Below are 456 nucleotides of genomic sequence, written 5' to 3'. Positions count from 1 at the left end.
GTCCAGAGCCTGATTGACGCGGGCCATCTGACGCCGCATTTCCAAGGGGGTTTGCGCCATGTTCAAATCTCCTATCAGTGCATTTAATTCTCTCATACCGGGATGAGACAGGAAAGACTTCTGACCCGTTTGATCAGCTCCGCGACCCGCGGCAGGACCTGGCTGCCCCTCCCCTGCTCGATCGCGACGGAACCGCAGAAAATTGTTGCCGATCGACTCCGCTGCCGTGAGAGCCTGACCGACCACGCCCGCGGTCCGCATCGTCGTCACAGTCTTTTGCCATGCGGCAGCGATTGCATCGCCGTTCACCACAAGGGACTGTCCATCCAAACGGCGTTGCCGCTTCGCCTCCACCCGCTCGATCGTCCTTGCGCTGACCTGGTAGCGCGGATCGCTCTGGGCGCGGCTGTAGGCTCCGGCATGCTCCTTCGTGAAGGGCCGCGTCATCGCATGATC

General features: G+C 61.4%; 1 protein-coding gene. It reads right to left on the bottom strand.

Translation table 11 applies throughout. The annotated features are described in order from the left end of the window. Positions 1–456 (bottom strand): hypothetical protein (locus EN935_RS41315; RefSeq protein WP_164771931.1); only part of this gene is annotated, 456 nt, incomplete at both ends.

This window comes from Mesorhizobium sp. M7D.F.Ca.US.004.03.1.1, from assembly GCF_003998635.1.
In the GTDB taxonomy this organism is placed as follows: domain Bacteria; phylum Pseudomonadota; class Alphaproteobacteria; order Rhizobiales; family Rhizobiaceae; genus Mesorhizobium; species Mesorhizobium loti.
Note: the sequence above shows the minus strand (reverse complement) of the source record. Positions and strands in the feature narration are given on the sequence as shown.